This is a genomic window from Aeromonas sp. R5-1 (assembly GCF_040908265.1).
GTDB lineage: Bacteria > Pseudomonadota > Gammaproteobacteria > Enterobacterales > Aeromonadaceae > Aeromonas > Aeromonas caviae.
This window is the reverse complement of the sequence record NZ_JBFODJ010000010.1, coordinates 71,336-93,666: the sequence shown is the minus strand read 5'-3', so window position 1 is coordinate 93,666 and position 22,331 is coordinate 71,336. Positions and strand designations below refer to the sequence as shown.

16 protein-coding genes and 1 pseudogene are annotated in these 22,331 nt (G+C 61.8%); 5 read left to right on the top strand and 12 right to left on the bottom strand.

The window, feature by feature from the left end; all coding sequences use genetic code 11:
- The first annotated feature begins 69 nt into the window (after positions 1 to 69).
- The 3 genes from selD to AB5Y64_RS01410 are packed head-to-tail and all read left to right on the top strand — an operon-like array spanning position 70 to position 2,872.
- Positions 70 to 1,107, top strand: coding sequence for a selenide, water dikinase SelD (selD, locus tag AB5Y64_RS01420; RefSeq protein WP_113978927.1), 1,038 nt, complete (start codon positions 70 to 72; stop codon positions 1,105 to 1,107).
- A complete protein-coding gene (gene mnmH, locus AB5Y64_RS01415) occupies positions 1,104 to 2,234 on the top strand; it encodes a tRNA 2-selenouridine(34) synthase MnmH (RefSeq protein ID WP_113978925.1) in 1,131 nt (376 codons plus the stop codon). Before selD ends, mnmH begins: the two co-directional genes overlap by 4 nt.
- On the top strand, positions 2,228 to 2,872 hold the full coding sequence (locus tag AB5Y64_RS01410; protein WP_124243830.1) for an MBL fold metallo-hydrolase: 645 nt from the start codon (positions 2,228 to 2,230) through the stop codon (positions 2,870 to 2,872). Before mnmH ends, AB5Y64_RS01410 begins: the two co-directional genes overlap by 7 nt.
- On the opposite strand, the gene AB5Y64_RS01405 is transcribed toward AB5Y64_RS01410, so the two are convergent.
- From AB5Y64_RS01405 to AB5Y64_RS01375, 7 genes and pseudogenes are all read right to left on the bottom strand, one after another.
- Positions 2,848 to 3,864 carry an HD domain-containing phosphohydrolase gene (locus AB5Y64_RS01405; protein WP_039039149.1) on the bottom strand — a complete coding sequence of 339 codons (1,017 nt, stop codon included), beginning with the start codon at positions 3,862 to 3,864 and terminating at the stop codon, positions 2,848 to 2,850. The genes AB5Y64_RS01410 and AB5Y64_RS01405 overlap by 25 nt on opposite strands.
- Positions 3,861 to 7,031 (bottom strand): annotated as a pseudogene (locus AB5Y64_RS01400) (response regulator). The gene AB5Y64_RS01405 and the pseudogene AB5Y64_RS01400 overlap by 4 nt, the downstream one beginning before the upstream one ends.
- Before the next feature lie 204 nt (positions 7,032 to 7,235).
- Entirely contained in the window at positions 7,236 to 7,523 is a 288-nt protein-coding gene (gene rplY, locus AB5Y64_RS01395; RefSeq protein ID WP_010674717.1) for a 50S ribosomal protein L25, read from the bottom strand.
- Positions 7,524 to 7,686: 163 nt separating this feature from the next.
- Positions 7,687 to 8,520, bottom strand: coding sequence for a hypothetical protein (locus AB5Y64_RS01390; RefSeq protein ID WP_113978433.1), 834 nt, complete (start codon positions 8,518 to 8,520; stop codon positions 7,687 to 7,689).
- Positions 8,521 to 8,591: 71 nt separating this feature from the next.
- Positions 8,592 to 12,506 carry an ATP-dependent RNA helicase HrpA gene (hrpA, locus tag AB5Y64_RS01385; protein WP_368203100.1) on the bottom strand — a complete coding sequence of 1,305 codons (3,915 nt, stop codon included), beginning with the start codon at positions 12,504 to 12,506 and terminating at the stop codon, positions 8,592 to 8,594.
- Positions 12,507 to 12,695: 189 nt separating this feature from the next.
- Positions 12,696 to 13,118, bottom strand: a complete 423-nt coding sequence (locus AB5Y64_RS01380) for a CBS domain-containing protein (protein ID WP_043152696.1) — start codon at positions 13,116 to 13,118, stop codon at positions 12,696 to 12,698.
- An 83-nt stretch (positions 13,119 to 13,201) separates the two neighbouring features.
- Positions 13,202 to 14,272, bottom strand: coding sequence for a transcriptional regulator (locus AB5Y64_RS01375; protein WP_043152694.1), 1,071 nt, complete (start codon positions 14,270 to 14,272; stop codon positions 13,202 to 13,204).
- 407 nt (positions 14,273 to 14,679) lie between these two features.
- Here AB5Y64_RS01375 and AB5Y64_RS01370 point away from each other — a divergent pair, with 407 nt between their 5' ends.
- Positions 14,680 to 16,002, top strand: a complete 1,323-nt coding sequence (locus tag AB5Y64_RS01370; protein WP_010674712.1) for a YjiH family protein — start codon at positions 14,680 to 14,682, stop codon at positions 16,000 to 16,002.
- A 57-nt stretch (positions 16,003 to 16,059) separates the two neighbouring features.
- On the opposite strand, the gene AB5Y64_RS01365 is transcribed toward AB5Y64_RS01370, so the two are convergent.
- Positions 16,060 to 16,941 carry a pirin family protein gene (locus AB5Y64_RS01365; protein ID WP_010674711.1) on the bottom strand — a complete coding sequence of 294 codons (882 nt, stop codon included), beginning with the start codon at positions 16,939 to 16,941 and terminating at the stop codon, positions 16,060 to 16,062.
- A gap of 118 nt (positions 16,942 to 17,059) precedes the next feature.
- Between AB5Y64_RS01365 and AB5Y64_RS01360 the strand changes: the two genes are divergently transcribed.
- Positions 17,060 to 17,986 (top strand): LysR family transcriptional regulator, encoded by a 927-nt coding sequence (locus tag AB5Y64_RS01360; protein WP_010674710.1) that lies wholly within the window; start codon positions 17,060 to 17,062, stop codon positions 17,984 to 17,986.
- Between the two features lie 111 nt (positions 17,987 to 18,097).
- Here AB5Y64_RS01360 and AB5Y64_RS01355 read toward each other — a convergent pair whose 3' ends face one another.
- The 4 genes from AB5Y64_RS01355 to AB5Y64_RS01340 all read right to left on the bottom strand — a co-directional run bounded on the left by AB5Y64_RS01355 (position 18,098) and on the right by AB5Y64_RS01340 (position 22,265).
- Positions 18,098 to 18,427, bottom strand: a complete 330-nt coding sequence (locus AB5Y64_RS01355) for a YbaB/EbfC family nucleoid-associated protein (protein ID WP_005301028.1) — start codon at positions 18,425 to 18,427, stop codon at positions 18,098 to 18,100.
- Positions 18,428 to 18,551: 124 nt separating this feature from the next.
- Entirely contained in the window at positions 18,552 to 21,032 is a 2,481-nt protein-coding gene (dnaX, locus tag AB5Y64_RS01350; protein ID WP_368203097.1) for a DNA polymerase III subunit gamma/tau, read from the bottom strand.
- Between the two features lie 177 nt (positions 21,033 to 21,209).
- Positions 21,210 to 21,755, bottom strand: a complete 546-nt coding sequence (apt, locus tag AB5Y64_RS01345; protein WP_010674707.1) for an adenine phosphoribosyltransferase — start codon at positions 21,753 to 21,755, stop codon at positions 21,210 to 21,212.
- Positions 21,756 to 21,887: 132 nt separating this feature from the next.
- Complete coding sequence (locus AB5Y64_RS01340; RefSeq protein WP_039039141.1) at positions 21,888 to 22,265, bottom strand: YbaN family protein; 378 nt, start codon at positions 22,263 to 22,265, stop codon at positions 21,888 to 21,890.
- Between the last annotated feature and the right edge of the window lie 66 nt (positions 22,266 to 22,331).

Genomic DNA, 22,331 nt, shown 5'->3' with positions numbered 1-22,331 from the left:
TTGCGCGCACATTTGACGGTGCCACAGCAGTTATTGGCACACGCAAGTCTGCCCACACAAGGGGAAAGCATGTCTTCCATTCGTCTGACCCAATACAGCCACGGCGCTGGCTGCGGTTGCAAAATCTCCCCCAAGGTGCTCGACACCATCTTGAAGAGCCAGATCCCGGGCTTTGACGACCCCACCCTGGTGGTCGGCAACAGCAGCAAAGATGACGCCGCCGTGGTGGACATCGGTAACGGTCAGGGCATCGTCTCCACCACCGACTTCTTCATGCCCATCGTCGACGATCCCTTCACCTTCGGCCGCATCGCCGCCACCAACGCCATCAGCGATATCTACGCCATGGGCGGCAAGCCCATCGTCGCCATCGCCATCCTCGGCTGGCCCGTCAACATACTCGCACCTGAAGTGGCCCAGAAGGTGATCGACGGGGGTCGCCAGGTGTGTCACGAGGCGGGCATTTCTCTGGCAGGCGGTCACAGCATCGACGCCCCCGAGCCCATCTTCGGTCTTGCGGTGACCGGTATCGTGCCACTCAACGCCATCAAGCAGAATAACACCGCCCAGGTGGGCGACACCCTCTATCTGACCAAGCCGCTTGGCATCGGCATCCTCACCACAGCCCAGAAGAAGGGCAAGCTCAAGCCCGAGCATGAGCAACTGGCCCCGGATGCCATGTGCACCCTCAACAAGATTGGCCAGCGCTTCGCCGCCTTACCCGGCGTACACGCCATGACCGACGTGACCGGTTTTGGACTGGCAGGCCACCTGTTGGAGATGTGCGAAGGTTCCAGCGTCAGTGCCCGCCTGGACTTCAAGGCGCTGCCGCTGCTTGACGAGGTGGATTACTACCTGAGTGAGGGCTGCGTACCGGGCGGTACCCTGCGCAACTTCGACTCCTATGGTGACAAGCTGGGTGCCATGGATGATCGCACCCGCAACATCCTGTGTGACCCGCAGACCAGCGGCGGCCTGCTGGTGGCCGTCGGTAAAGAAAGTGAAGCCGAGCTCCTTGCCATTGCCGCACAGGCAGGGCTGACCCTCTCTCCCATCGGCCAGTTGCAGGCCAGCACCGGCAACCAGTTCATCGAGGTTGTCCAATGAGTGCCCTGCCACTGGCCACGGATTACGCCCAGATCTTTTTGGATGAGGTTCCACTCATCGATCTGCGTGCCCCCGTCGAGTTCAAGGAAGGGGCCTTTCCCACCGCCGTCAGCCTGCCGCTGATGACGGACGAGGAGCGTGCCCGGGTCGGTACCTGTTACAAGCAGGAGGGACAGGCCGCAGCCATCACCCTGGGCCATCAACTGGTGGGTGGCGCGGTGCGCGCCGCGCGCATGGAAGGCTGGCTGGCAAGGTTGCGCCAGCAACCCGACGCCCTGCTCTACTGTTTTCGCGGCGGCCTGCGCTCCCAGACAGTGCAGCAGTGGCTGGCCGAGGCCGGCATCACCCGCCCCCGGGTCGCGGGCGGCTACAAGGCGCTGCGCCACTTTCTCATCGAGACCCAGGAGAAGGCCAGTGCAGAGTGCGACTGGACCGTGCTGACCGGCATGACCGGCTCCGGCAAGACCCACATGCTGGCGCACATCACCCAGGCGGTGGATCTGGAAGGGCACGCCCGTCACAGGGGGTCGTCGTTTGGCCAGCTGCCGGGTGGGCAACCCGGCAACATCGACTTCGAAAACCGGCTTGCCATCGAGCTGCTTCAGCGTCGCAACCGGGGGGAATCACAGTTTGTGCTGGAAGACGAGAGCCGTCTCATCGGTCGCTGCGCCCTGCCACTCAACCTTTATGAGGCCATGTGCCGGGCTCCTCTGGTGGTGGTGGAGGTGCCGCAGGAGGCACGGGCCGAGCAGATCCGCACCGATTACGTGCAGGATCTCTGGCTGCGCTATCTGGAGTTCCATGGGCCAGATGCAGGCTGGCCGCTGTTTGCCGGCTACCTCACCGACGCCATGGCCAGGCTCAAGCGCCGACTCGGGGACAAGGATTATCGCGAACTCGATGGGCTGTTGCAGGCCGCCCTCAGGGAACAGGCCCAGAGCGGGGACACCCGCGCCCATCTGGTCTGGATCAGGCTGCTGCTGACTCGCTACTATGACCCCATGTACCGCTATCAGCTGGACAACAAGCGCGAGCGGATCCTGTTTCGTGGTGACAAGGAGGCCTGCCTCGCCTTCTTCGCCAAACGCTCCCCCCTTCAGACCCCTCAGGAGAGTCCCACATGTTGAAGTTCGAGGTGATCCCGGTCACCCAGTTCGCCCAGAATTGTTCCCTTATCTGGTGTGACGAGACCCGCCAGGCTGCCCTCGTCGATCCCGGTGGTGAGGCGGACAAGCTGCTGGCCGCCATAGCCAAACGGGGGCTGACCCTCACCCATCTCCTGCTGACCCACGGCCATCTGGATCATGTGGGCGCCGCCGCCGAGCTGCGCGAGAGAACCGGTGTCGCCATTACCGGCCCCCACAAGGAGGATGCCTTCTGGCTCGATATCCTGCCCCAGCAGAGCCAGATGTTCGGCTTTGCCCATACTCCGGCCTTTACACCGGATAGCTGGCTCGAACAGGGTGACAAAGTACAGGTTGGCAAATGCGAGCTGGAGGTCTATTTCTGCCCGGGCCACACTCCGGGCCACATCGTGCTGCTCTGCCAGGCTGAACGCCTCGCATGGGTGGGGGATGTGCTCTTTGCCGGCAGCATAGGCCGCACCGATTTCCCGCGCGGGGATCACGGGACGCTGATCAAGTCGATCACCGAGACCCTGCTGCCGCTCGGGGATGAGATCGTCTTTATTCCGGGCCATGGCCCGAGCTCCACCTTTGGTCACGAACGGGCCAGCAATCCCTATCTGACACAGCCCATCTGGTAATCCCCCCGCTCCTCGCGGGCATCCCATTGCGCCTTGAGGCGCAAGATCTCCGGCATGATCTCGAGAAAACGGGAGAGCAGCCGGGGATCGAAGTGCTGGCCTGCACCATCGCGCATGGTAGCCAGCACCCGGTCCAGGGGCCAGGGCTCCTTGTAGGGACGACGCACGCTCAGGGCGTCAAAGACGTCGGCGATGGCCACGATCCGCGACGCCTCGGGGATCCCCTCGCCGGTCTCGCCGGCGGGGTAGCCCGAGCCGTCCCATTTCTCGTGGTGGTGCAGGGCAATCTCCGCCGCCATGCGAAAGATGGGGGCATCGGATCGCCTCAGGATCTCGTAACCGATACGCGGGTGACTGCGCATGATGACCCACTCCTCCTCGGTGAGGGGGCCGGGCTTCTTGAGGATGTGATCGGGGATACCAATCTTGCCCATGTCGTGCATGGGGGCCGCCAGCTCCAGCAGATCCGACTGCTCCGGGCTCCAGCCCGCCGCATCAGCCAGGGCCCGGGCGTATGCGGCCATGCGCCAGATATGCACCCCGGTGTCGGTGTCGTTGTAGTGGCCCGCCTCGCTCAGCATGACGATGGCGGTGCGATAGCTGCACTCGAGCTGATCGAGGCGCACCAGAGAGAGATGATTGCGCACCCGGGCACGCACCGTGCTCGGACAGACCGGCTTGTAGATATAATCCACTCCGCCCGCCTCGAACCCCTGGCTCTCGCTGTCTGCGTTGTCGCTCGCGGTGATAAAGAGCACCGGGATCCCGGCATGAGCCGGATCGGCCTTGAGCCGGCGGCACACCTCGTAACCATCCATGTCGGGCATGCGCACGTCCAGCAGGATAAGTGCCGGCTCGTGACGCCCCACGGCGGCCAACCCCTCCTCTCCCCCTTTGGCAAAGAAGAGGTTGTACTCTTCCTTGAGGATTTGCCGCAGCAACCCGAGGTTGCTCGGCTCGTCGTCGATGATCAGCACGCGCGGTCGACTCATGGCGCAGGTTCCTCCCGATCCTCCAGATAATCCTCCAGCTTGCGGGTGGCGAACGGGATGTCGAACAGCTCCAGGGCTGCGCTTATCTCGCTCACCAGCTCGCAAGGCAAGTGACTCCTTGCCTGGCTCAGCGCAGGCTCAATCAGATCCAGATCCTCGCTCACCAGGGCCTGATGCAGGGCGTGCAGGCAGACCTCCCGCGCCTCCTCCTGGGCCAGCGGGGAGCTGACCGCGCCCGGCTCGCGCCCGGCATAGGTATCAATGGAGTGTTGTGCCCGCTCCAGGGCCTCAAGGAAGGGCGCGATAAGCTGGCTGGTGTCGCTCCCCTGCTCGATGGCCTCGTTCAACTCGGCACTGATACGCGCCACATCGGTGAGCGACAGACTGCCCGCCACCCCCTTGAGCTTATGGGTCAGGCTCGCGGCAGCATCGGTCTCGTGCTGGGCGATGTAACCCGGCAACACGGTACCGACCGTCATGTAATCATCGCGAAAACGCCGCAGGTATTTAAGATAGACCGAGGCTTCACCCCAGTTGCGCAGTCCGGTATCGATATCGATGCCGGCCACCGGCTCGTGGGGGAGTAGTTCGTCGCTCACAGTGAGCGGCAGGACGCAGTCCGGCAGATAACGCAGCAAGGTCGCGATGAGCTGCTCCACATCGAGCGGCTTGGCGATGAAGTCGTTCATGCCAGAGGCCAATGCCGCCTCCCGCTGATCCTTGAATACCCCTGCGGTGAGAGCCAGCACGGGAGTCTCCTCCCGCCCCGGCAGCAGGCGCAGGCGACGGGTCGCCTCGTAGCCATCCATCACCGGCATCTGCACATCCATGAGCACCAGATCGATGCGCCGGGCCGGATCTGCCAGGCAGGCCAGGGCTCGCTCCCCGTCGATGGCGGTGATCACCTCGGCCCCCTCCCGTTGCAGCAAGCGGGTCGCCACCTCAAGGTTGATGTCGCTGTCATCCACCAGCAGTATGTGCACGCCCGGCAGGCGCAGACGGCGCTGGCCACTCTCAAGGGGCTCCACATGCTCGCGCTTCTCGTGGATGAGACGCGCCACCGCATTGTAAAGACTGGAGCCGGTGACCGGTTTGTGCAGTACCAGATCCACCTGATCCGAGCCGGGGCGGAGCATCAGTTCATCCTGGGAATAGGCGGTCGCCATGATGATGATGGGTGAACGCTCCTGCTGCTCGAAGGCGCGGCGAATGGCTAGGCAGGTCTCGAGCCCGTCCATGCCCGGCATGATCCAGTCGAGCAGGATCACGTCGGAACGCTCCCCCTGGCGCAGCAGATGATGCAGCGCCTGCTCACCGGACTCCACCACCCGCGACTGCCATCCGAGGGAACCCACCGTCATCGACAGGGCGTCGCGGGTCACCTGATTGTCGTCGGCGATGAGCAGCGAGATGTGCTGCAGACGCTCGTTCAAGGCCACGGGCCGCTCCACCTGCTCCAGCCGGACGCGGAACCAGAATTCGCTCCCCTTGCCAAGCTCGCTGGTGACGCCGATGTCCCCCCCCCATCAGGTTCACCAGACGGCGACTGATGGTCAGACCAAGCCCGGTACCCCCGAAGCGGCGGCTGGTGGAGGAGTCTGCCTGGGAGAAGGCATTGAAAATGTTGGCCTGCTGCTCGGGGGGAATGCCGATCCCGGTGTCGCGCACCCGAAACAGCAAGGTGGCCATGCCGTCTTGCTCTGCTTCCAGCACGACCTTGACCTCCACCTCGCCGCGTTCGGTAAACTTGATGGCATTGCCGGTCAGGTTGAGCAGCACCTGCTCGAGGCGCAGGGCGTCCCCAATCAGATGGGAAACCGGCTCGGGGGCACTGCTCACCACCAGTTCGAGGTGCTTCTGGCCAACGCAGGTGGACATGATGGCCGCCACGTGATCGAGCACCTCTTCCAGACTGAATGGCACCCGCTCAAGCTCAAGCCGACCCGACTCAATCTTTGAGAAATCAAGGATGTCGTTGATGATCCCGAGCAGCGCCTGCCCGGCCTGGTGGATTTTGCGCACCAGGGCATGCTGACCATCGTCGAGCCTTCCCTGTTCAAGCAGGTAGGTCAGCCCCATGATAGCGTTCATGGGGGTGCGGATCTCGTGGCTCATGTTGGCGATGAAATCACCTTTGACCTGTGCCAACCTGGCCGCTTCCTGCTGGGCCAGTTGCTCCTTGTGCCTGCTGCGCACCAGTGCAGCCACACCGGCACCAAACAACAGCAGCAGCATGGCGCTGGCGGCCAAGATGATCCCCCAGATATGAGTGCGAATGGCCTGCAGCTCGCTGTGCGGCACCAGGGACGCGGCTTTCCAGATCAGCTGATCATGATTCTGTGCCGGGTACAGGGTGGTCCAGCTCCAGAGTCCGTCGGCAGACTCCATCTGGCCGTTTGATGCGTCCCAGAACGCCTGCCAAGCCTGGGGTGAAGTCTGCTTCAGAGTCAGATCCGGGCGCTCGAGCATGAAGCCCCACTCCCGGGATGGGTCCGGGCTGCGCAGCCAGTATCCGTCCTGGTTGAACAGCATGGTGTGATTGGCTGCCTTGCCGCTGCTGTCGGCAAACTCCTTGAGCATACGGGCGGCCTGGACGTTGATAAGCAGCAAACCAAGATCACGCCCCCCAAGGCGCAGACGCTTGGCAATGCGGATCATGGGGTTGAAGGGGCGATCGATCACCCCGTGTTCAACGTTGAGATCGAGCGGCGAGACGTAGACCCGCTCCCAGGGCAGCGCCATGGCATCACGAAAGTAGTAACGCTCCCCCTTGTTCTGCAACTGGTCGTCCGCTACCCGCCACAGACGCGGACCCTGACGATCGATGCGCACTAGCTCCATGCCATCCGGGGCAAGCCAACGCACCTGGGCATAGTCGGGATTGCGGTTCATCAGGATGGTGAACTGGACGGCCAGGGTCTCACGGTCATTGCGAGCCGCCGCTTCGAGCAGGATGGGTTCTTCCGACATGCTGCGCACATGGCGCAGTGGCACCGCCAGCTCGCCGTCAAGGCGGCCGCTGGCAAGCGCCAGGAAGGTGCTCTCATCACTGCGAACGCGATAGAGCTCGCGTTCGATCAGTGCATTGCCCAGCAAATAGCCACCCGCCAGGACCAGCGCAGAATAGGTGAAAACAGCAGGATATATGTCCGTACGATTCCCTTCATAACGGTCAACATCGCCCCGAAAAATGGACTTGTCCGAGTACCTCTTGAACATCAGAGCACCACAACACGTGTCCTGCTGTCAATCATGCCTACAAGTAAAGACCAATAGTGCTGTTTGAGTATTTTATTTTCCCGGAAAAAATGCTGTAAAAACAAAGAGGCCACCCGATTGGGTGGCCTCTTCACAGGAAAGTTCGTTGTCGATTAGACGCGAACGAAATCCAGGTGAACCAGCTTGTAGCGAACCGGGTGACGCTGGATAGCCTTCACGTTCACTTTGACTTCTTCACCGTTGATGACCAGGGTCAGCTCGGAGGAGTAGAACTCCGGCTTCTCTTGGGCCAGGATCAGCTTTTTGTGGTCCAGGGTAACGGACACGGCTTCTTTGCCTGCACCGTAAACGATGGCAGGAACCAGGTCAGCATGACGCAGGCGGCGGCTCGCACCTTTCCCCAGGTCAGAACGGACTTCAGCTTGGAATACGAAAGACATAGTGATTATCTCTTTTAAGATGAATGTATGGTGTTGACTGCGACCGGTCAGCACCTCGCAAAACGAGCGCGAATACTAGCACGGGCCCGGAGGGGATACAAGGAAAGAACCCGCGGCACTCTTCTCTAGGCAAAAGGCACTCCACCACGCCTCTCGCCATCCCCTAACGCCCCTGCTCCAGACGGGCAAACTGCTGCTGTCGCTGGGCCGGGCTCAGGGCATCGAATTGCGCCAGGGTCTGCGCTGTGGGGCAATAGAGGCGCAGCCCGGCCTGCACCTGGATCCCTTTGGCCATCCTGTCACGATTTTCCTGCACCAGCGCCAGCAGATAGCTGTAAGTATCCGAACCGCCGGCCTCTTTTGACTGAAGCTGGCTTGCGATACGCCACAGGGTCTCTCCCGCCGCCACCTGATGACAAACCCGCGATGCCTCCCCTGCCGCCGTGGCGGAAAGAGTCAGGGTCGCCTGCTCAGGGGCAGAATCTGCGGTGGCCATGGGCTGTGCATCTCCCTGTCTTGCCAAGGCCTGGATGGCGACTCCCTGCCCCCCCAGCCGTGCGAGCAAGGGCTCCCCCAGGGGCATCCGTGCCTTCCTCTCCCGAGGCAGGGAGAACTCGGCGACAAAGGCGACAGCGCCCGGGACTTCGAACGAGGGGGTCGAGGAGGCGGCTTGCAGTACTGATTGGTGGGGCGCCATGCCATAGGCCATCTCATCGATGCGCTTTAGCCTGGCCAGGTAAGCCTTGGAGAGCTGGGCCTCCCCTTCGAACAGATCGAAGGGGGGCACCAGCCGGGCAGGAAAGAGGATCTGCCAGCGGCCGTTCTTCTTTCTCTGTTCAAGAGGGGGAAACTGATTGCCCCGCCAGGCCGCAAAAATGGGCGGCACGGGGCGCTGCACCGGATAGTACTCCGGGTTGAGCTGCACCCAGGTTTGTTCCGCAATGGGTTGATACCCGCTGATGTTGACCAGTGCCACCCCCAACCAGATCCCCAGCATATGACGGCCTCCCTTCCCTTTGGCGTCCCGTTGCTTTCACACTATGGCTCAGAAAACAGATAGATAGCAGCTTAGCACTGGGCAATGGCGCTCTGCACCCGTTTATCCGAGATGGGGTATGGCGTCCCCAGTTGCTGGGCGAAGAAGGAGACTCGCAGCTCCTCGATCATCCAGCGAATATTGGCCACCTCGGTGGGAATAAGCTGGGATTTGGGGATCTTGGCCAGCAGCGCCTTGTACTCCGACTCCACGCTGTGCACCTTGAGCATGTAGACCCGATCCCGGTTGGGATCGATGGCGAGCTTCTCGAGACGACGCTCGATGGCCCGCAGGTAGCGCAGCAAGTCAGGCAGCCGCTGCCAGCCGGTCTCGGTGACAAAGCCCTTGTGGATTAGGTTGCCGAGCTGCTGCTGGATGTCGGACATGGCAAAGGCGGTGTCGAGCTGCATCTTGCCCTTGAGCCGCTTCTTGATCTCGTGGGATAGCGTCAGCACGCCTTCCACCTGCTTGGCCACCTCCACCACCGCATCGTTGAGCTCGGCGCGGACAAACTCCTTGAGCGCCTCGAAACCGGCCTCGTCCCAGGCCATGCCGCCGTGCTGCTCAATCAGCTTGTCACAGCCGCAGGCGATGCAGTCATCGATAAGCTCGGCCACCTTGCCAAACGGGTTGAAATAGAGCCCGAGCTTGGCCTTGTTGGGCAGCTTTTCCTGCAGGTACTTGATGGGAGATGGCACGTTGAGCAGCACCAGCCGACGCTGGCCAGCCCACATCAGCTGCTGCTGCACCACAGGACTTTCCACCAGCTGGATGGCGACCGAATCCTTCTGATCCACCAGGGCCGGATAGGCTTTCACCTCGAAACCGCCCCGCTTCTGACTGTACTCCTGGGGCAACTCGCCAAAGCTCCACAGGGTGAGGCCAGACTGCTCGATGTCATCGTCCGCCACTTGTGACAGGGTCTCCTGCACCTTGCCACGCAGGGACTCTTTCAAGGCCTCCAGATCCTTGCCTTCCGCCACCTTCTTGTGTTTGTCGTCCACCACCCGGAAGGTGAGTTTCAGGTGATCGGGCACCGCAGCCCAGTCCCAGGATTCACGGGGCACGGTCACACCGGTCATGCGGCGCAGCTGGCGCTCCATCTCGTCCAAGAGCGGCCCCTGTTCAGGGTTGATGCTGGCGAGCAGCGCATCGGCATAATTGGGGGCCGGCACGAAGTTCTTGCGCATCGGTTTTGGCATCGACTTGATGAGGGCGACCAACAGCTCGTGACGAAGCCCCGGGATCAACCACTCGAACCCCTTCACCTCCACCTGATTCAGGAGCGGCAGCGGGATATGCAGGGTCACGCCATCGGCGGCCTCCCCCGGCTCGAACTGATAGGTTAGCTTGAGCTTGAGACGCCCCTGCTGCCAGAAGTTGGGGTAGTCGAGATCGCTGATGTGGGCCGCGTCCCCCTTCATCAACATCTCTTTTTCGAAGTTGAGCAGCTCGGCGTCCTGCTTTTGCGCCTCCTTCCACCACTTGTCGAAGTGACGGCTTGATATCACCTCCTCCGGCAAACGGGCATCGTAGAAGCGGAACAAGTCCTCGTCATCCACCAGGATGTCGCGACGCCGCGACTTGTGCTCCAGCGCCTCTACCTCGGCCAGGAGCTTGCGGTTATCGCTGAAGAAACGGTGACGGGTCTCGAAATCCCCCTCCACCAGCGCGCGGCGGATGAAGAGCTCGCGGCACAGGGCCGGATCGATGCGGCTGAAGTTGATGGTGCGCTCGTTGACCAAAGTCAGACCATAGAGGGTCACCTTCTCCTTGGCCATCACGGCGCCGTTTTTCTTCGACCAGTGAGGGTCGCTGTGGTGCAGCTTGATGAGGTGACCTGCCAGCGGCTCCACCCACTCCGGTTCAATCTTGGCGTTGATGCGGGCGTAGAGGCGCGAGGTCTCCACCAATTCTGCGGCCATCACCCACTTGGGCGGTTTCTTGAACAGACCCGAGGCCGGGAAGAGGTGGAAACGGCCATTGCGGGCGCCGAGGAACTCGGGCTTCTCCAGATCCTTGTTGCCGATATGGCTCAAGAGGCCGGTCAGCAGGGCGCAGTGCACCGTCTTGAAATCTGCCGGTTCCTGATTGGCTTTAAAACCCAGCTCCTTGACCGTCTGACGCAGCTGGAAGTGAATGTCCTGCCACTCGCGCACCCGCAGGTAGGAGAGAAACTCCTTCTGGCACATGCGGCGAAACGGGTTGCTGCCAAGGGCATCCTGCTGCTCTTTCAGATAGTTCCAGAGGTTAACAAAAGCGAGGAAGTCGGAATCCTTGTCTTCAAAGCGTCTGTGCTGCTCGTCGGCGGCCTGCTTTTTCTCCATGGGCCGCTCGCGGGGATCCTGAATGCTGAGGGCGGCGGTGATCACCATCACCTCACTCAGGCAGCCGGTCTGCGCCGCACTGATCACCATCTTCGCCAGACGCGGATCAAGGGGAATGCGCGAGAGCTGGCGACCGATCTCGGTCAGCTGCAGTTTGGCTTCGCGATCGCCGGTGGCGGGCAGCTCGCGCACCGCCTCCAGCTCTTTCAAGAGGGTCAGACCGTCCTTGATATGGCGCGACTCGGGTGGCTCGACGAAGGGGAACGCCTCCATATTGCCAAGGCCGAGCGCCAGCATCTGCAGGATGACCGATGCCAGGTTGGTGCGCAGGATCTCGGGGTCGGTAAAGGCGGGGCGGCTATTGAAATCCTCCTCCGAGTAGAGACGGATACAGATACCGTCCGCCACCCGACCGCAACGCCCTTTACGCTGGTTGGCGCTGGCCTGGGAGACCGGCTCGATGGGCAGGCGCTGCACCTTGGTGCGCCAGGAATAGCGGCTGATGCGGGCGGTGCCCGGATCGATGACGTAGCGAATGCCCGGCACCGTCAGCGAGGTCTCCGCCACGTTGGTGGCCAGTACGATGCGCCGTCCGGCGTGTGGCTGGAACACCTTGTTCTGCTCGGCGTTGGAGAGGCGGGCGTAGAGCGGCAGCACCTCGGTATCGCGCAGGTTGAGCTTGCGCAGGGCATCGGCGGTATCGCGGATCTCCCGCTCGCCGTTCATGAAGATGAGGATGTCCCCGAGCCCCTCGCGGGCCAGCTCTTCCACCGCATCAAAGATCCCCTGCAGCTCGTCGCGCTCCTCCAGCCCTTCGCTCTTGTCATTGCTTTTTTTATCAACAAACAGTGGGCGGTAACGCACCTCCACCGGATAGGTGCGACCGGAGACCTCGATCACCGGCGCCTTGTTGAAATGACGAGAGAAACGCTGGGGGTCAATGGTGGCCGAGGTGATGATCACCTTGAGATCGGGGCGCTTTGGCAGCAGCTGTTTGAGATAGCCCAGGATGAAGTCGATGTTGAGGCTGCGCTCGTGGGCCTCATCGATGATGATGGTGTCGTACTGGGTCAGCATCCGGTCGTTCTGGATCTCGGCCAGCAGGATACCGTCGGTCATCAGCTTGATGTGGGTCTGCTCACTCACCTGATCGGTAAAGCGCACCTTGTAACCCACGTAGTGGCCAAGCTCGGACTCCATCTCCTCGGCAATACGGGCCGCGACGGTACGGGCCGCCAGACGGCGCGGCTGGGTGTGGCCGATGAAGCCCTTGACCCCACGCCCGAGCGCCAGACAGATCTTGGGGATCTGGGTGGTTTTGCCCGAACCGGTTTCGCCGGCGATGATCACCACTTGATGCTCTTCAATGGCTTTGGCGATCTCCCCTTGCTTCTGGCTGACTGGCAGATTGTCCGGATAGGTGACCTTAGGCACGCCCGCCAGACGGGACTGATAGCGCGTCTGTGCCACATCCAGGTCAGCGGCGATGGTTTCGAGCACGGCAGCCTGCTTGGCTTCCGGCAGCTTCTTGACCCCGTGCAGTCGACTGGAGAGACGGCGGGCGTCGAGATTCATGCAGGCGGTAAGACGGCGGCGCAGCGCCTCGATAGAGAGAGACAAGGTACGAATTCCTTAAAAGAGTGCCCATCAAGGGCCATATCGATAGCTGGGGGAGATCCTAAAGAGCGAGGCTGGGCGGTGCAAGCCTTAAAGCGCCGCGCCAGCACATCAAGCCGGAGGCGTCATGACCGTCACGGATGAAAAGAGCAGGCCGGAGCCTGCTCTTTGAAAACAACCAGACAACACCATTCAGACTCTGGCCTGATGCACGAAACAGGTGCCAAGCTGGGCGTGGATGGCCTGCATCACATTGTGGCGGTTGATGACCCCGAGCAGGCGCCCCTCCTCCACCACAGGATAGATCTTGGGCTTTTGACCCATCATCATCTCCGCCAGATCCAGGATGCTGGTGTCGGGGCCGACTGCCAGCACCTCCTTGCGCATCACATCCCTGACCTGGGCCACCTGTTCACAGTGGTAGGCCTCTTTCAACATGACGGCAATGCAATCCTGCTCGGAGACCCAGCCAATCAGATGTCCCTGGCTGTCCACTACGGGGCCGCCCAACTGATGACTGTTGAGAAATTTTTCCACCGCCGCCTGTACCATCATCTCTGCGCTGAAGATGATGGGCTTGGTCTGCATGTAGTCCTTTGCCTTGAGTGATTCCATGACGCTTTCCCCCAACGAGCCTCCCGAGGGGAGGCAAGAGCCGGGCACTATGTCCAGCTCACTCCAAGCATAGTCCGCGTGGATCAGGAGATGGATTGCAGCAAGAGCAAGAGCTCGTTCTGGCTGTGGCAGCCGGTCTTCTTGAACACCCCTTTCAGGGTGGAGCGCACGGTTTCCACCTTGACACCGCGCAGCTCCGCGATGTCGTTGCTGCTGTAACCCTTGCTCATCAGCACCAGCAGCTCCTTCTCGCCAATGGTGAGGGGATAGAGGCTGGCCAGCGCTTCGATGTCAGGATTGAAGGCGTGCTCGGGGTCACGCAGCACCACTTCCACATAGCGTTCAAAGCGGCTGAGTCCGCTCATCAGGGTGCATTGGACCAGCAGCGGGCGCAGGTTAGGCTGACGGGGAATGGACATATAGGCGCTGGCGCCGGGCAGCAAATAGGCAAAGCCATTGAGGATCTCCTTGAGCTGACGTTGCTGCTCCTTATTCTGCAAAGAGAAAATGCCATTGATGGCCCGCAATTCCACATTTTCATCGGCGATACGGTTGAAGGCCACATTGGAATAATGAATATGCCCCTTGTCGTCTATGATGGCGCTGGGCTTATTATGGTTTTTCACCAGCTGTTGCAACTGATAGTTCTGGGTTTCCAGGGCCAGCAAGTTCCAATAATGGTGGCTCCAGGCCGCCAGTCCGGAATAGATTTCCGAGAGCGAGGTGAGGTCGCGACTGCTGAAATCATCTTGCGCTGCACCACGGTAACTGCACAGGCTGCTCAGCCCACGCCCTTTGACCTGGCAGACGCCGCCGGCGGCGAATTGGGCGCCGAAACTTGCCAGCAGGCCCACCGAGCTTGAAATGCTGTTGGCGCTGACGATCCCCTTGCACCCTTTATCCAGATAATGGTTGAACCACACATCCTGGCGATGATGTTGCAGGTAAAACTGCTGCTGGGCCTCGGTCAGACCGCTGGAAAAAAGCTTTATTCCGTCGCTCTTGTCATCATCCCGCAATAAAAACAGGGATGAACTGCAGGAAACGTCGGCACGAAATTGGTCCACGACAAGCTTAATGTCAGAATCATTAATACCGCACTCGTATAACTGGCTGATATAGGGCGATATCCTTTCTTTCTCTAATGCCTTCACACCCGAACTCCTAATTCTTATTTTTATTGAAGAGGCATCTTACTCTGCAATGGGATAGTCGAAAAGTAGTCAAATGAACAAAGGGTTTATGATTTATTCATAAATAGTCATGAATATAGGCCCATGAATGAATATGACCAGAAAGGGTAAATAGCCGCTCATGTTTTTCCTGGCGCTGGTCGCTTTCCCCCCTGTTTTGCCTCTTGATGCCTCACCACCCACTCGCCATCCCGGCCCCTCTTTCCCCCCGAGATCACGCTTTTCAACCTTGGGGTCATCTGCATCCACACCGATTCACATGTTGCATTTTGGTGACTTTGGTGTTTCCATTTTGAGCGTTGGACGATATTGTATATACAAATCATCCCCTCAACGGAATTGAACCATGCGGATCACAAGGAGAGAAAATGGAACCTGAACACACGCTCACTGCACCGGCAGGATCAGGGGCCGGCATCAAGCTGCTGCTGGCCAGTCTGCTTGGCATCGCCATCTTTTTTGTTCCCTTCGAGCTTGGCGGGCGCAGCACCATAGTGGTGGATCACCTGGCCGGCTTTCTGATTGCCCAGCGCCCCCTTGCCCTGACCCTCATTCTCTTGCTCATCGCCTATGGCGCCATCACCCCCTTGCTGGATGGCCGCTGGCGCGCCCGTCCCATCGACAGGGTACTGAGCCTGTTCAAGCTGCTCGGGCTGGCCCTGGCCATTTTGTATGTCACAGACTGGGGCCCTGCCTGGTTGATGACCCCGGATCGCCTCCCCTTCCTGTTCGATAAACTGGCCATGTCTGTGGGTCTCATCGTGCCTATCGGCGCCATGGCCCTGACCTTCCTGCTCGGTTTCGGCCTGCTGGAATTCATCGGGGTGCTGATGCAACCCGTGATGCGCCCCTTGTGGCGCACGCCGGGTCACTCCGCCATCGATGCGGTCGCTTCTTTCGTCGGCAGCTACTCGGTGGGCCTGCTCATCACCAACCGGGTCTTCCTCGCAGGCAAGTACACGGTGCGAGAAGCCGTCATCATCGCCACCGGCTTCTCCACCGTCTCGGCCGCCTTCATGATCATCGTGGCCAAGACCCTCAACCTGATGGGACACTGGAACTTCTACTTTTGGTCCACCCTGGTAATCACTTTCGTCATCACAGCCATCCTGGCGCGTGTTCCTCCCATCAGCCGCCTGGCTCACCATGGGGAGACCGACGAGCCGCTACCGGCTGGCATGAGTCGCTGGCAGGCGGCCCTCACCTGCGGCCTGACCCAGTCTCACCAGGCCGATCCCCTGTTGCGGCAATTGAAGGACAACCTCAGGGACGGTCTTCACATGGCCGCTGCCGTGGTGCCCACCATACTGTCCGTCGGTCTGCTGGGCCTGCTGCTGGCAAAGCACACTCCCCTGTTCGATCTGCTGGGCTGGCTGCTCTGGCCACTGACCTGGCTGCTGGATCTCGGCGAGCCGCTCGCCACCGCCAAGGCCCTCTCGGCCGGTCTGGCCGAGATGTTCCTGCCCGCCATCCTGCTCAAGGATGCCGACCTGCTGGTGCGCTATGTCGCGGCCGTGGTTTCGGTCAGCTCGGTGCTCTTCTTCTCTGCCTCCATCCCCTGCATTCTGGCCACCCGGATCCCGGTGAGCGTGGGACAGCTGGTGGTGATCTGGCTGCTGCGCACCCTGCTTGGCATCCTGCTGGCTGCCTTGTGCGGCAGGCTGGCGCTGGCCCTCGGCTGGCTCGGTTGACCAGGGCTCATAAAAAAACAAAGCGCCATCAGGCGCTTTGTTTTTATCGGGATTGTCTCAGGGGGCGATGACGGCGAACCGGCCGCTGTTGAAATCATCTATCGCCTGATGGATCTCTGCCTCGCTGTTCATGACAAAGGGGCCATAACCCACGATGGGTTCATCGATGGGCTCGCCACTCAGCAGCAACAAGCTGGCCTCGCCCTCCGCCTCCAGCATGAACTCCTCCCCGTTGGGATCGAGCAGCACCAGTTGTGCTTCGCCCGCGCGCTCCTGACCGTTGATAATGAGAGAGCCCTTGAGCACCACCAAGGCGCTGTTCCATCCCGCTACCGCTGGCAGCACCACGCTGGCCCCGCCTTTGAGCCGCAGATCCCAGATGTTCATGGGCGAGAAGGTGCGGGCGGGCCCCGCTACCTCGCCTTGTTGCAACCCGGCATCGTTCCCGGCGATGATGCGCACCCGCACGTCGCCCTCCTTGAGGCTCAGTTGCGGGATGGTGTCGCTAGTGATGCCCTGATAACCGGGCGTCGACATCTTGTGTTTGGCGGGCAGGTTGACCCAGAGCTGCACCATGTCGAGGGTGCCACCACGACGGGTGAACCCCTGGGAGTGGAACTCGTCGTGCATGATGCCGGCGGCGGCCGTCATCCACTGCACGTCTCCCGGACCGATGATCCCCCCCTGGCCGGTCGAGTCGCGATGGGCGACCTCCCCTTCATAGACGATAGTGACCGTCTCAAAACCACGGTGCGGGTGTTCCCCCACGCCCCTGGCATGATCGGCGGGCTCGAAATGTGCCGGGCCAGCCCTGTCCAGCAGCAGGAAGGGGCTCAAGGCGCGGCCATGGGTCTGATACGAGAACAGCGAGCGAACCGGGAATCCGTCGCCGACCCAGTGTTGTCGAGGGGCGCTGTAAATACCGATGACTCTTTTCATGATGCTCTCCTGGGTGATCGTCACGGGATGTGTCGTTGCTCGCATTGTGAGTCAGGAACGCTGCGTCCGGTAGACGTAAAATTTGCCATCAGCGTCCTATTTTGTGAACGATAAACCCATGCAACAGGATCTCAACGACCTCTATTTCTATGTCCAGGTGGTGGATCACGGGGGCTTTGCCCAGGCCGGCAGGGCCCTCGGCATGCCCAAATCCAGGCTCAGCCGCCGCATCGCCATGCTGGAGGAGCGACTCGGAGTGCGTCTTATCCAGCGTTCCACCCGCAGCTTCACCGTCACCGAACTCGGGCAGGCTTATTACACCCGTTGCCGGGCCATGCTGGTGGAAGCCGATGCGGCGCAGGATCTCATCGCCGCGACCCAGAGCGAGCCTTGCGGTCTGGTGCGCATCGCCTGCCCCATCGATCTGCTGCACGCCCACGTAGGGAGGATGCTGGTCTCCTTCGCCCTGGCCCATCCCAGCGTCAAGGTGCAGCTCGTCGGGGTCAACCGGGCGGTGGATCTGGTCGCGGAGGGGTTGGACATGGCGCTCAGGGTGCGGCCACTGCCCCTGGAGGACAGCGATCTCGCCATGCGGGTGCTGGGTTATGCAACCCAGTGTCTGGTGGCAAGCCCGGCCCTTGTCGCGTCACTCGGCATGCCCCGGGCCCCCGCAGATCTGCTGTCATGGCCGAGCCTCGGTCATGGCGCCAGCCTGGAAGGCCATCACTGGACCCTGCTGGGCCCCGATGGGGCCCGAGTCAAACAGCACCACAGCCCCCGCTTTGCCACCACCGACATGCAGACATTGCGTCAGGGGGCGATCGACGGGCTCGGGGTCGTGCAACTGCCCACCATGATGATGAATGAGCCCCTGGCCGATGGCCGGCTGGTGCGTCTGCTCCCCGATTGGGCACCGCGCCAGGAGGTGATCCACGCGGTCTTCCCCTCACGCCGCGGTCTGCTGCCTGCCATCCGCGCCCTCATCGATCATCTGGTCGAGGGCTTCTCCCCCCTGGGGCAGGCAAGTACGCCGCCCCCGCCATGATCTGTGCATGGCCGTTCCCGGGTGTGCTGACATGCAAAAGGCCAGAGCTTGGCTCTGGCCTTTTCATTTTTCCCCTTCCCAGAGGAGGGGAAACGGATACGGGCAGTATCCTCAGAAGGGCATCTTGAAGCCCGGGGGCAGTTGCATGCCGCCGGTCAGCTCGCCCATCTTGGCCTTGTTCTGCTCTTCCACGCGGCGCACGGCGTCATTGACGGCGGCGGCGACCAGATCTTCCAGCATCTCCTTGTCATCTTCCATCAGGCTGGGATCGATCTCGATACGACGCACGCTGTGGCTGCCGGCCATGGTCACCTTGACCATGCCTGCGCCCGCCTCGCCGACCACTTCCATCTGGGCCAGCTGCTCTTGCATCTTCTGCATGCGCTCTTGCATCTGTTGGGCCTGTTTCATCAGGTTACCCATTCCACCTTTACCAAACATAGATCGTCTCTCGTCTTGAAATCCGGCATCCAGCGCCGGGCTGTGGGTTCATCTGCCCTAAATGGGGGCAGCCAAAGGTCTTTTCAACCGGGGACAAACCCCGGCACGGTTTTTTCACCGCAATTCAGCGACTCAGGGGTTCGATGCTCTCGGGATGAAGCACGGCGCCGAAACGCTGCTGCAAGAATTGTACGTTGGGATCCGCCGCCAGATCCCGGCTCACCTGTTCACGCACCCCGAGATAGAGACGGTGCTCTATCTCGAGCGGCGTCTCCCGCGCGGGATCCGAGCCCAGGGTCACATCGATGTGAACCGGGCCGCCCAGCTCGGGACTGATGATCTCGGCCAGATCGGCGCGGGCCTTGTCGCTCACCAGATGGCGCTGCTCGGGTTTGAGCAGCAGGGAGACCCGATTGCCTTCCCGGGTCATCACCGCGTTGATGGCCAGTTGACGCAGCCGACCCCCCACCCCGGTGCGGGCGATGAGCTCGGCCCAGGCGTCCCCGCAATTGACCAGCAAGGACGAGGGGATCAGACGGGCGACCTCTCCCTCCTCCTCGGGCTGGGCGTCGCTCTCCAGGGCATCCCAGTCGATGGTCTCCATCAATGCAATGGCGGGCTGAAGCTCGCTGGCGGCCACTGGAGGCGCGGCAGGCACCATAGCGGCAACAGCAGGTGCCGCCGCATCCGCGCTGCCGACGTCAGCGCCCAGATCCCAGGGCGGCAGATCCTCCTGCGAAGGAGGATCCATGGTGGCGGGAGCTGGCTGGGCGGAAGTCACTGCCCGCGTGGGCAACGGGGCACTGGCAAACCCCTCGTCAAACCCCTGACTCAGATACTCTTCGTAGTCACTGGCCCCCTCTTCATAGGCATCCAGAGGGGGCAGGTCGTCATACCCCGTTTGCATGGCAGATCCCTGCCCCGGCATCTCGGGCCGCGCCGCTGGTTGCACCTCGGCCTGGGGCGAAGTCGCGACGGCAGGCATCGGGGCCGGTTTGGTCGCGACCACCGGTTTGACGGGAGTGACCCGGGCAGGCGCGGCGTTTGCACTCTGCTCGCCACGCAGGCGGCTTCGCAGCAAATTGCGCTTGCCAAGCAGGCTCTGCATGCTGGAGGTCGAAGAGATGGCGACGTCTTCCCCTTGGACCTCAACCTGCTGCGTCTGCCCGGCGTCATCCGCCGCCAACGGCGCAGAGGCTGGCTCTGCTGCAGGCGGACTGGCGGGCACCACGGCCTCGTAGCCCATCCGTTCGGCCTCACGCAGCAGCTCATCCTGCTCGGCAAAGAGCGGATCCAGCACTGCGCCCTCCTCCGCCTTGGGTGCGGGGGCGACGTGCTCGGCCTCAAGGACCGATGCTGGCGCGGCGGGAGCCTGTGGTGCTGCGCTGGCAGCCGGGGCCGGCTCAGCCCCCTGGGGCTTTCCCGGCAGGAGCGGCGCGCTTTCCCTCGCAGCCGCCATCACGCCGGAGTGCCCTGTCATGAGAGGTTGGGCCGCCAGGTTGGCGGGATGGACCACCTCGCGCCGGGGAGAGAAGGCCAGCATCCGCAGACAGGTCATCTCCAGTGCGGTGCGCCCGTCAGGGGCCCAGGGCAGATCCTTGCGCCCCCCCAGCACGATTTGATAGCAGAGCTGCACCTCTTCCGGGCTCATGGCTCCGGCGAGCTGCAGCAAGGCATCGGCATCCGCCCCCTGCTCCTGCACGCTCGCAGGCAGCAGTTGCGCCATGGCCACCCGGTGGAGCAAGGCTTCCAGCTCGGCGTGAAGCTGATCGAAATCCGGCCCCAGGGTAGCAATCTCGGTGATCTTGGCCATGGTAGCGGGTGCATCCTGGCGCAGCACTGCCTCCAGCAACTGGTGCAGGTGGTGATGATCGAGGGTCCCCAGCATGGCGAGCACGCTCTCCAGGCGCACGCTGCCGTTGCCGTGGGCCAATGCCTGATCGGTGAGGCTCAGGGCATCGCGCATGCTGCCATCGGCCGCCTTGGCCAGGGCCAGCAGGGCGCGAGGCTCGAAGGGTTGTCCCTCCTGATCCAGCACCCATTCGAGCTGCCTGGCAATCTGGGTCTGATCCAGACTCTTCAGATGAAACTGCAGGCAGCGCGAGAGGATGGTGATGGGGAGCTTCTGCGGATCCGTGGTGGCCAGCAGGAATTTCACATAGGGGGGCGGCTCTTCCAGGGTTTTGAGCAGCGCATTGAAGCTGTGGCGCGACAGCATATGCACTTCATCGATGAGGTACACCTTGAAACGACCACGGGCCGGACGGTACTGGACGTTGTCGAGCAGTTCGCGGGTGTCTTCCACCTTGGTGCGGGACGCCGCATCGATTTCCAGCAGATCGACGAAATTGCCCTGATCGATCTCGCGGCAGGTATCGCACACACCGCACGGATGGCTGCTGATCCCCTGCTCGCAGTTGAGGCTCTTGGCCAGAATGCGGGCGATGGTGGTCTTGCCCACCCCGCGGGTCCCGCTCAGCAGGTAGGCATGGTGAAGCCGTCCCTGATCCAGGGCATTGGTCAGGGCAGTCAGCACATGTTGCTGGCCGACCACTTGTTCAAACGTATGGGGGCGCCATTTGCGCGCCAAAACCTGATAGCTCATAGATCTCGATGCTGGGAAACGAGGCATTGAGGCTGGATGCTAACACAAATGGAGGGCTGGCTGTATGGGGGATGCGCCGCCTTGGGAGGGATCGCTTGAATTTCAAACCGGTGCCCGTTCAGGCACCGGTTTGCGGCAGAAAGCAGGGTGACGAGGCCTGCCGCGCGAAGGGGCGATTTACGCCCCCGCGAGTTCCACCAGAGAGACCACCTTGACGCCGGCGGCGGTCAGGCGGGCATCACCGCCCAGGGACGGCAGGGAGATGATGAAGGCGGCATCCGCTACCTCACCGCCGGCGCGGCGGATGAGCTTGACGGTGGCATCGACGGTGCCGCCGGTGGCCAGCAGATCGTCCACCACCAGCACCTTGTCACCGGGCACGATGGCATCGGTGTGCAGTTGCAGGGTGTCGGTGCCGTACTCCAGGGCGTAGGACTCCTCGATGACGGCGCGGGGCAGCTTGCCCGGCTTGCGCACCGGCACGAACCCCAGCCCCATGGCGTAGGCAACCGGGGCGCCGAAGATGAAGCCACGGGCCTCGGTGCCGACAATCTTGGTGATGCCTTGATCACGGTAATGATCGGCCAGCAGATCGATGGTGGCCTTGAAGGCCTCGGCATTCTCGATCAGGCTGGTGATGTCGCGAAACAGAATGCCCGGCTTCGGATAGTCGGGAATGGTCTTGATGCTCGCTTCGATAAACTTCAGGGTTTCCGGATTCATTATTTGACCGCTTATTTTTTGAGCCCTGCCATGGCGGCGCACGGGGTCTCCGCCTGGGGGCAATAAAAAGGCCCGTCACGCAAAAATGACGAGCCGACTCCATAGCATTATTGCCGCGATAGCTTAGGGATTTCACTTCTTCATTGCAACCGGCTCCAGCACCGGCAGACGCATCAACCAGGTGAGCAGGATCACCATTATGACAACCAGCAGCCACCTCACCCAGGGCAACGGCACCACCAGCAGCGATACCGAGAACGAGATCAGGATAAAGATGATGGCGCGGCGTCTCGCGTGACGGCGAATGCCGCGATACTGCTGCCAGTCGAGGATGGGGGGGCCAAACCAGGGATGCGCCAGCAACCAGCCATGAAAGCGGGGGGAGGAGCGCGCAAACAGCGCCGCCGCCAGCAACATGAAAGGGGTGGTCGGCAGCAGGGGCAGGACTATCCCGACTATCCCGGTGGCGAAGGCAAGCCAGCCCAGGGCCATCAGACACCAGCGTTTCATGGGTACTCCTCTGCATGTATCTCTGCCTTTAGCCTAACAGAGTTGGCCCGGAAGCTGACAGCCTGG

Bases quoted from the DNA above. Each gene is read 5' to 3' on its own strand.
- AB5Y64_RS01380 (WP_043152696.1), bottom strand. From the start codon at position 13,118: ATGGAATCACTCAAGGCAAAGGACTACATGCAGACCAAGCCCATCATC.
- AB5Y64_RS01390 (WP_113978433.1), bottom strand. From the start codon at position 8,520: ATGCTGGGGATCTGGTTGGGGGTGGCACTGGTCAACATCAGCGGGTAT.
- AB5Y64_RS01370 (WP_010674712.1), top strand. From the start codon at position 14,680: ATGGAACCTGAACACACGCTCACTGCACCGGCAGGATCAGGGGCCGGC.
- mnmH (WP_113978925.1), top strand. From the start codon at position 1,104: ATGAGTGCCCTGCCACTGGCCACGGATTACGCCCAGATCTTTTTGGAT.
- apt (WP_010674707.1), bottom strand. From the start codon at position 21,755: ATGAATCCGGAAACCCTGAAGTTTATCGAAGCGAGCATCAAGACCATT.
- AB5Y64_RS01405 (WP_039039149.1), bottom strand. From the start codon at position 3,864: ATGAGTCGACCGCGCGTGCTGATCATCGACGACGAGCCGAGCAACCTC.
- AB5Y64_RS01410 (WP_124243830.1), top strand. From the start codon at position 2,228: ATGTTGAAGTTCGAGGTGATCCCGGTCACCCAGTTCGCCCAGAATTGT.
- AB5Y64_RS01360 (WP_010674710.1), top strand. From the start codon at position 17,060: ATGCAACAGGATCTCAACGACCTCTATTTCTATGTCCAGGTGGTGGAT.
- AB5Y64_RS01355 (WP_005301028.1), bottom strand. From the start codon at position 18,427: ATGTTTGGTAAAGGTGGAATGGGTAACCTGATGAAACAGGCCCAACAG.
- AB5Y64_RS01365 (WP_010674711.1), bottom strand. From the start codon at position 16,941: ATGAAAAGAGTCATCGGTATTTACAGCGCCCCTCGACAACACTGGGTC.
- AB5Y64_RS01340 (WP_039039141.1), bottom strand. From the start codon at position 22,265: ATGAAACGCTGGTGTCTGATGGCCCTGGGCTGGCTTGCCTTCGCCACC.
- rplY (WP_010674717.1), bottom strand. From the start codon at position 7,523: ATGTCTTTCGTATTCCAAGCTGAAGTCCGTTCTGACCTGGGGAAAGGT.
- selD (WP_113978927.1), top strand. From the start codon at position 70: ATGTCTTCCATTCGTCTGACCCAATACAGCCACGGCGCTGGCTGCGGT.
- dnaX (WP_368203097.1), bottom strand. From the start codon at position 21,032: ATGAGCTATCAGGTTTTGGCGCGCAAATGGCGCCCCCATACGTTTGAA.